The 6,470-nt window shown below is 49.9% G+C and carries 8 protein-coding genes; 3 read left to right on the top strand and 5 right to left on the bottom strand.

Translation table 11 applies throughout. The annotated features are described in order from the left end of the window. The 3 genes from IQ260_RS31260 to IQ260_RS25515 all read right to left on the bottom strand — a co-directional run. Positions 1-280: hypothetical protein (locus IQ260_RS31260; protein ID WP_228016427.1), on the bottom strand; the 280-nt coding region annotated here is incomplete at its 3' end. Then, positions 273-626 (bottom strand): PadR family transcriptional regulator, encoded by a 354-nt coding sequence (locus tag IQ260_RS25520; RefSeq protein ID WP_193995893.1) that lies wholly within the window; start codon positions 624-626, stop codon positions 273-275. The genes IQ260_RS25520 and IQ260_RS31260, both read right to left, overlap by 8 nt. Before the next feature lie 479 nt (positions 627-1,105). Next, on the bottom strand, positions 1,106-2,128 hold the full coding sequence (locus IQ260_RS25515) for an adenosine kinase (protein ID WP_193995892.1): 1,023 nt from the start codon (positions 2,126-2,128) through the stop codon (positions 1,106-1,108). A 168-nt stretch (positions 2,129-2,296) separates the two neighbouring features. Between IQ260_RS25515 and IQ260_RS25510 the strand changes: the two genes are divergently transcribed. The 3 genes from IQ260_RS25510 to IQ260_RS25500 all read left to right on the top strand — a co-directional run bounded on the left by IQ260_RS25510 (position 2,297) and on the right by IQ260_RS25500 (position 4,750). Then, a complete protein-coding gene (locus IQ260_RS25510) occupies positions 2,297-2,869 on the top strand; it encodes a Uma2 family endonuclease (protein WP_193995891.1) in 573 nt (190 codons plus the stop codon). Positions 2,870-2,962: 93 nt separating this feature from the next. Then, positions 2,963-3,295, top strand: coding sequence for a DUF4436 domain-containing protein (locus IQ260_RS25505; RefSeq protein ID WP_193995890.1), 333 nt, complete (start codon positions 2,963-2,965; stop codon positions 3,293-3,295). Between the two features lie 3 nt (positions 3,296-3,298). After that, the gene (locus tag IQ260_RS25500) at positions 3,299-4,750 is read left to right on the top strand and encodes a dynamin family protein (RefSeq protein ID WP_193995889.1); all 1,452 of its coding nucleotides are present in this window, start codon (positions 3,299-3,301) and stop codon (positions 4,748-4,750) included. A gap of 39 nt (positions 4,751-4,789) precedes the next feature. Here the strand turns inward: IQ260_RS25500 and IQ260_RS25495 are convergent, their stop codons facing one another. Further along, positions 4,790-5,152 carry a hypothetical protein gene (locus IQ260_RS25495; protein ID WP_228016426.1) on the bottom strand — a complete coding sequence of 121 codons (363 nt, stop codon included), beginning with the start codon at positions 5,150-5,152 and terminating at the stop codon, positions 4,790-4,792. Between the two features lie 65 nt (positions 5,153-5,217). Continuing rightward, a partial coding sequence (locus IQ260_RS25490) for a S8 family peptidase (protein WP_193995888.1) occupies positions 5,218-6,470 on the bottom strand: 1,253 nt, incomplete at its 5' end.

Below are 6,470 nucleotides of genomic sequence, written 5' to 3'. Positions count from 1 at the left end.
GAATTATATGATTGCCTCCAGTTCTAATAGAGCCAGCCCAGAATTTGAAAGATTGATTAGCCAATAATAAGCAATCCAGGCAATTCTTTAAGAAAAGGCTCATTCCTTTTGCGAATAAGCATGTTAACCACCAAGCAAGTGTAATTCTACCAATCAATTTATTTTCCCCGTTCGTCAGATGAGAAAATAAATCTTCCATGAATCCAAGCTCTTCCTCAAGAGAAGACAATACTGAATTAGGAAAAATTGAACTAAAAAGTTTAATTAAGTTCTCAAACATAGCAACCTTCACTCATAGGCTGCATAGCTAATTTGGGCTCCCAAGCTGCAATTGCTTTCAAGGTTGCAGCCTTTTGTTGTAGCGCCTTGTAACCGGTGCCTTCAAGCTTGTAATAACGTCTACGTGCCCCTGTTAACTCACCTGGAGCCTCATCTCCCCAACAAGAAGAAACAAAACCACGTTTTTCTAGTTTTTTTAGAATAGGATATAAGTTATTAGGCGAAATTTTTTTCCCTCCACCTCCTTCAATTGCCTTAACAATTTCTAGCGCATAGCGAGGTTTCTCGCATAAAGCTGTGAGAGCAACCTCCTCTTTTAGTGTCAGTCCTAAATCTTGATCGTCCATATACTTAAAATATAGGTTATATCTCAATAGAACTAGTATATCTTAAAATAAGATATACGCTTAAAAATTATATTTATAGAGCTATTTTTCAATTACTTCTAATAGCTCTATGTCGAGTTCTGACCAGGTGATAGCCTCACCTAGGGGCAAGTTTTCGACTATCCCATAGTCGAAAACTGGTTGGCATCCGGCGACCTGGTTATTCATGAACCCGGTTCACTGTCCCAGCCCATTGCTTTCCTGTCGTCTGCCCTGGATGTTCTCCAGGTAGGACACCCAGATAAGGAATACACAGAGCCGCTACAATGTGCTTGAACACTGTTAGCCATGACCAGTTAACCTAGCTAGAAAGCATAGGAGACAGTACAGCAGTCAGTTTATAGAGGAATGGCACTGAAATAAGCTTTTGTGGCTCGCTGAAAGCCTTGATGCTTCCTAGAGTGGGTATCACCCATCAGCCTTAATTCAGCATTACTTCCCTATCTTCCGACCACTGTAGTCAAAACCGCCTGCAGCTCATCGGTGGCCATGCGCGCACCGTAGGCTGTCACCAGCTTGGCCGAAGCCATCGACCCCAACTCACCCGCCTGGGCAAAGCTCAGCCCGTGGGTAAGGCCATAAAGCACGGCCCCAGCATACATATCACCGGCCCCCACGGTATCAATCGCTTCTACTGGGTAGGGCGCTATTTCCGTTACCTGCTGGCCATCAAAGATGATAGAACCCTGGGCACCCCGAGTAATGGCAAAGGCCTTGGCATAGGTCTTGGTATGGTCAATGGCCTTGACAATATCATCGGTATCCGCCATCAGCAGGGCCTCGGACTCATTGGCAAACAGCATATCCACACCGTCGCCAATCATCTCCAACAAACCCGACTTAAAGAACTTCACCATATTGTAGTCCGACAGGGAAAGGGCCACCTTACGGCCTGCGGCCTTAGCTAGTTTTCCTGCTTTAATCGCCGCTTGCCTACTGGCGTCGCCACTAACTAGAAACCCTTCTAAATAGGTATATTCTGCAGCGGCAATGGCGTCGGGGTTGAGGTCAGCCTCCGAGAGCTGGGATGAAATCCCTAGAAAAGTACCCATGGTCCGATCCGCATCGGGGGTAACCAGCACCAGACACTTGCCCGTAATGCCTGATTCGGGAGCATGGCTGGTCAGATTAGTATCCACTCCGCAGTCCACTAGGTCCTGGGTGTAAAACTTGCCGTACTCGTCATCTGCAACTTTGCAGCCATAGAAGGTTTTACCGCCTAGCTGGCTAATGGCAATCAGCGTGTTAGCGGCTGAGCCCCCACAGGAGCGTTTGGTGGCATAGTCCTTGAGCTGGGCAATGGCATGGTTTTGAACCGCTTCATCCAGCAGGGTCATCACCCCTTTATCCATACCGATACTGGCCAGAGTATCGACCGACAGGGCACACTCAATATCCACCAGAGCGTTACCGAGGCCGTAGACATTGTACTGGGCATTGTACTGAGGTGGATTGCTGGTCATAGTGGTTAGTTCAGGTGATTTTGCTCGCCCATTATCGCCCTCATCTCCTTAGGTGGCAATGGTGTGGCTGAGGGTTGAACCATCACCAAGACAGCAAAAAATTAGGCTAAGATCACGAACATCTGGAGCATTAGATTTTTCTGCCCTTCAGTCTTCTATCTTTTAGCTATGACGTTCACGGTAGATTTTGGCGCACTCACCACATTAAGCGACCAGCAATTTTATGAGCTGTGTCGTGCCCATCCAGATGTCAAATTTGAACGTACGCCAGGAGGATATTTGTTACTGATGCCACCCACAGGCGGTGAAACGGGAAATCGAAATATTGAAATTGGTGCAGACTTTGTCATCTGGAATCGGCAATCAAAGTTAGGAGTATTGTTTGACTCATCCACCTGTTTTAGATTACCCGGTGGGGGTGACCGTTCTCCGGATATTGCCTGGGTCAAACAAGAACGTTGGGAGGCGCTTTCCCCTGCAGATAGAGAACGCTTTCCCCCCATTGCTCCTGATTTTGTGCTGGAGTTGATGTCTCCGTCCGATACGCTTCGTGAGACCCAGGCAAAAATGGAAGAGTATATGGGAAGTGGGGTAAGACTAGGGTGGTTAATCAATCGCAAACAGCGTCGAGTATGGATCTATCGCCCTGAAATAGATTCTCAGTTGTTAGAAAATCCTGTAACACTTTCAGGAGAGGCTACCCTGCCTGGGTTCTCACTTGATATGGCAGCGGTGTGGTAAGGCACTTGCTATTAAAAATGCGTAAAATTGTAGGTGAAGTCTATGACATTACGCACCAGAGATTGGTAATGCCCTCGATAGTTTATCAAGCCTATGAATCCTGAACGTCAGTCTAAAGAAGAAGAACTCCAACGGTGGGAAGCTGCGCTTAAAGAGCGAGAAGTTAAGGTGCGAATGCGGGAGCTGGAGTCAGAAATAGAACAGTCGAACCCGGCGCAGCCCACGGCTAGACATAAAAAACATAAAGCAGGTCCAAACCGTAGCTGGTTTGGACGTCTGCCTAAAGTTGTGCAGTTTGGTTTGCTAGTTGTGGGTGTGATGATCGGTATCCGAGTAGCTTCCTGGTTTGCAGGTGTCCTGATCTTGTTTGCCATTGGCTGGGTTGGTTACAAGCTGTTTATAGAACGCGATCGCAACCCGCGCTAATCTATGACCGCTACGCCTCCATCTATCCCGAGTCTAGACCCAGTCTTAAAAGCCGTGGGACTGCTCAACCCCGACCAGGCTGAACTAAAGGCTAAGCTATTGCGCCAGTGTGTCCTGTTCTCCCATCCCACCCTACGCATCAGCGTCTTTGGCCCCTTTAACTACGGTAAATCCACCCTGCTCAATGCGCTGCTAGGCAAGAAAACGTTACCCATTGCCCTAGTCCCCACCACCGGGACTGTGATCACCATTAACTACGGACCGCAGCTAACCAGCCGCATTACCCTAGGCGACGGCACTGTTTTAGAAGAACCGGGCACTCAGCTGCTACAGCAATACGCTGTTCTCGATCGACCGCAAGACATCATGGCTGCCGAGGTGCAATGCCCCCATCCCTTACTACAGGCTGGGGTGGAACTGGTGGACCTACCAGGGACTGACGACCAAGCCAACAACAATCAGTTAGTGTATACCCAGCTGCTAGAAACTGATGTCGTGATACAGCTGTTAGACGGTCGCAAGCTCATGACCCTGACCGAGCGAGACCATCTGTGGGACTGGCTTCTGGCTCGTGGCATCACCACCGTATTGTTTGTTGTCAATTTTCTCAATTTAATGGAAGCGGAGCAGCGCCAGCAGGTAATGCAGCGTCTGCAGGTGTTAGCCCAGGACTTTCGCACCACCCTGCCCGATGGTATGAATAATCTCTATGCCGTCGATGCCCTGCCAGCTCTGCGGGCTCGCCTTAAAGGAAATATGGCTGCAGCCACCGGGCTACCGGCTCTAGAAACAGCTTTACAGGATCTAGCGCGAGTGCGTCTCCCCCAGTTAGCGCTTTATCGGGTGCCTCGTTTAATTCCCCTGGTAGAGCAGCTGCAGCAAATACTGCAACAGCAGCTACAAACCCTAACAGAATCTCCCACCTCCCGCCGTACCCTGATCCAGCAGCAAGTTCAGCAGCTGATTCAAACAGGATTTCGACAAAGTGTGACAGAGTTAGAAGACTGGCTGCAGCCAGAAAATTTGTTAAAACACTATCAGTCCAGCTTAGCCGCTGATTTTCAAACTGACACAGGCACTCGCTGGTTAGAAAAGATATTTAAACCTGTGTGGAAACAAAAACAACGAGCCGTCGTGGCCTGGGTCTATAAAGCCTGTGAGATTTTTGAACAGCCGCGTCCCGTTGATCTATGGGTGAACTGGCAGCCATTACCCAAACAAGCCCCACAGCTTGGTGATGATACAGTAAGTATAGCCTCTGACTACCTTACTCGTTTTTCTAAAACAGCCTCAGTCGCCTTAGATGAGTATCAAAAAAAAGCTCAGCCTATTCTCCACAGGCCCATCGCCCCGCTATCCACACAGAAGTACCGGACCGGACAGCAAACATTGCTGGAAAATATGCTGATAGAGCTACAACAACTTCAAGAAGAATTGCAAAGTCTTGGGCCTTAAATAGCACGGTCTCTTTGCGCTTATGTCTACACTGTATGTCTACTGCACGTCAGAATCAGGCGGTGCCAGTTGATAACTTTTATCCGCCTCGACAGATTCAACACCCGCCACCTTAGATAGAGCGGACATTTTCTCTGTTTCCACTGAACCGGTGACAATACCAAGGGTAGATAGGGTTTGCTCCACTTCCAGACCGGCTCCTTTAAGCTGTTGGGTCACCTGATCTATTTGCTCAACATGGGCATCGTCAATGGAGATTGTTACCTTTACCTTGTCCATATCACCTCCAGGGGTTGCATTAATGGCGTCTGACCCACTCGGCCAACAGCTCACTAGGCTGACAGTCACCATGATAACCATCAGCCATTGATTTAGTCGTTTGAGCCTGGTGGGTTTCATCATTCCTCATGCCGATGCTGATATAAACAGATCAGCATCGGCTCCGCCAATGTAACAGAGGTAAGCGCTTACAACAAAGGTGCCTGGACTAGACCGATACCAACATCGGTCCCAGGTAGCCCCAATCGCTGCGCGTCTCGCATCAGCCAGGCCCAGAGTTCCATACCCCGAGCCCCTGTTGCTTCTGCATAGAGGGCCGCAATTCCCGACACGTGGGGGGTGGCCATACTGGTGCCGCTGATTGTATTGTAGCGGTCGGGCATCGGCCAGGCGGAATGAACATCCACACCGGGGCCAGCAATATCCACCTGACCACCATCTAGATTGATGCTGCCATTAGAAAAGACGGCGGGTTCTAGCCGATTATCTAGCGCTGCCACTGCCATCAGTGAGGGTGCATTAGCTGGATAGCCCACTGGATTAATACGACCCGTATCACGACGGCTTTCATTTCCGGCGGCGGCAATAATCAAAGAACCCTGTCTCAAGGCTCGTTGCCCCACTCGCTCGTAGATGGGTGAGAAGGTATCACCGGGACGAGTAGGGGCACCCAGGGACATGGAAATGATGGCACAGCCGTTATTAACGGCCCACTCGATGCCAGCTAAAATACCGCTATCAGAGCCGGAGCCTCGATTGCTGAGAACTTTTCCAGCAAAAATTTCAGCGTTATAGGCCACACCGTAACGAGGCAGTTCTAGGACATCTTTTGAACCACAGGCTGTCCCAATACAGTGGGTGCCGTGGCCGTTGGCGTCTTGGGCAGTCTCTCCATTGATAAACGAGCGGCTGCGAATTACACGACCAGCAAAGTCTGGGTGATTTAGATCCATCCCAGTGTCTAATACAGCCACCTTAATGCCCAGACCGCTGTAGGAAGAATCTACAACTTTAGTGGCCTGCAGCCCCCAGGTTGTTTTGCAGTCCTTAAACTCTGGAACGTCCATTTTCTGGCTGCCGGCCGCTGTCTGACCGCGCTGGGGCTCTACCTGGTCGCACAGGTGAGTGGCCGCGTCACGGTAGCCCCGCAGATAGTCGGCGGACAGTCCACCCAGAGCATACACCACCCGCTCTGGCTGAATGGCGAGTACGTTGGGGTTAGCGGCAGCACTGACCCGTACGGACTGGGCCTGATCTGGATCTAGGGGGACCACGGCCACCCCCAGGTTGTCAAAAACTGACGCGTTGGGGCTATCTAATTCGGCTGTGGTAAAGGCATGATCTTCAAAGTCAGCGGCCCTGGCCACGCCTTGAATACCAGTTGCATTGGATAATGCTTGAATACCGGCCCCTAAGTCTTCGTCAGGAAGCAGAACTAGAT

Origin of the sequence: Leptolyngbya cf. ectocarpi LEGE 11479 (assembly GCF_015207065.1) — a bacterium.
GTDB classification, from domain to species: domain Bacteria; phylum Cyanobacteriota; class Cyanobacteriia; order Phormidesmidales; family Phormidesmidaceae; genus Leptothoe; species Leptothoe ectocarpi.
Note: the sequence above shows the minus strand (reverse complement) of the source record. Positions and strands in the feature narration are given on the sequence as shown.

Excerpts from the sequence above, each read along its gene's own strand:
- IQ260_RS25520 (WP_193995893.1), bottom strand. The coding sequence starts at position 626 with ATGGACGATCAAGATTTAGGACTGACACTAAAAGAGGAGGTTGCTCTC.
- IQ260_RS25515 (WP_193995892.1), bottom strand. The coding sequence starts at position 2,128 with ATGACCAGCAATCCACCTCAGTACAATGCCCAGTACAATGTCTACGGC.
- IQ260_RS25510 (WP_193995891.1), top strand. The coding sequence starts at position 2,297 with ATGACGTTCACGGTAGATTTTGGCGCACTCACCACATTAAGCGACCAG.
- IQ260_RS25505 (WP_193995890.1), top strand. The coding sequence starts at position 2,963 with ATGAATCCTGAACGTCAGTCTAAAGAAGAAGAACTCCAACGGTGGGAA.
- IQ260_RS25500 (WP_193995889.1), top strand. The coding sequence starts at position 3,299 with ATGACCGCTACGCCTCCATCTATCCCGAGTCTAGACCCAGTCTTAAAA.
- IQ260_RS25495 (WP_228016426.1), bottom strand. The coding sequence starts at position 5,152 with ATGATGAAACCCACCAGGCTCAAACGACTAAATCAATGGCTGATGGTT.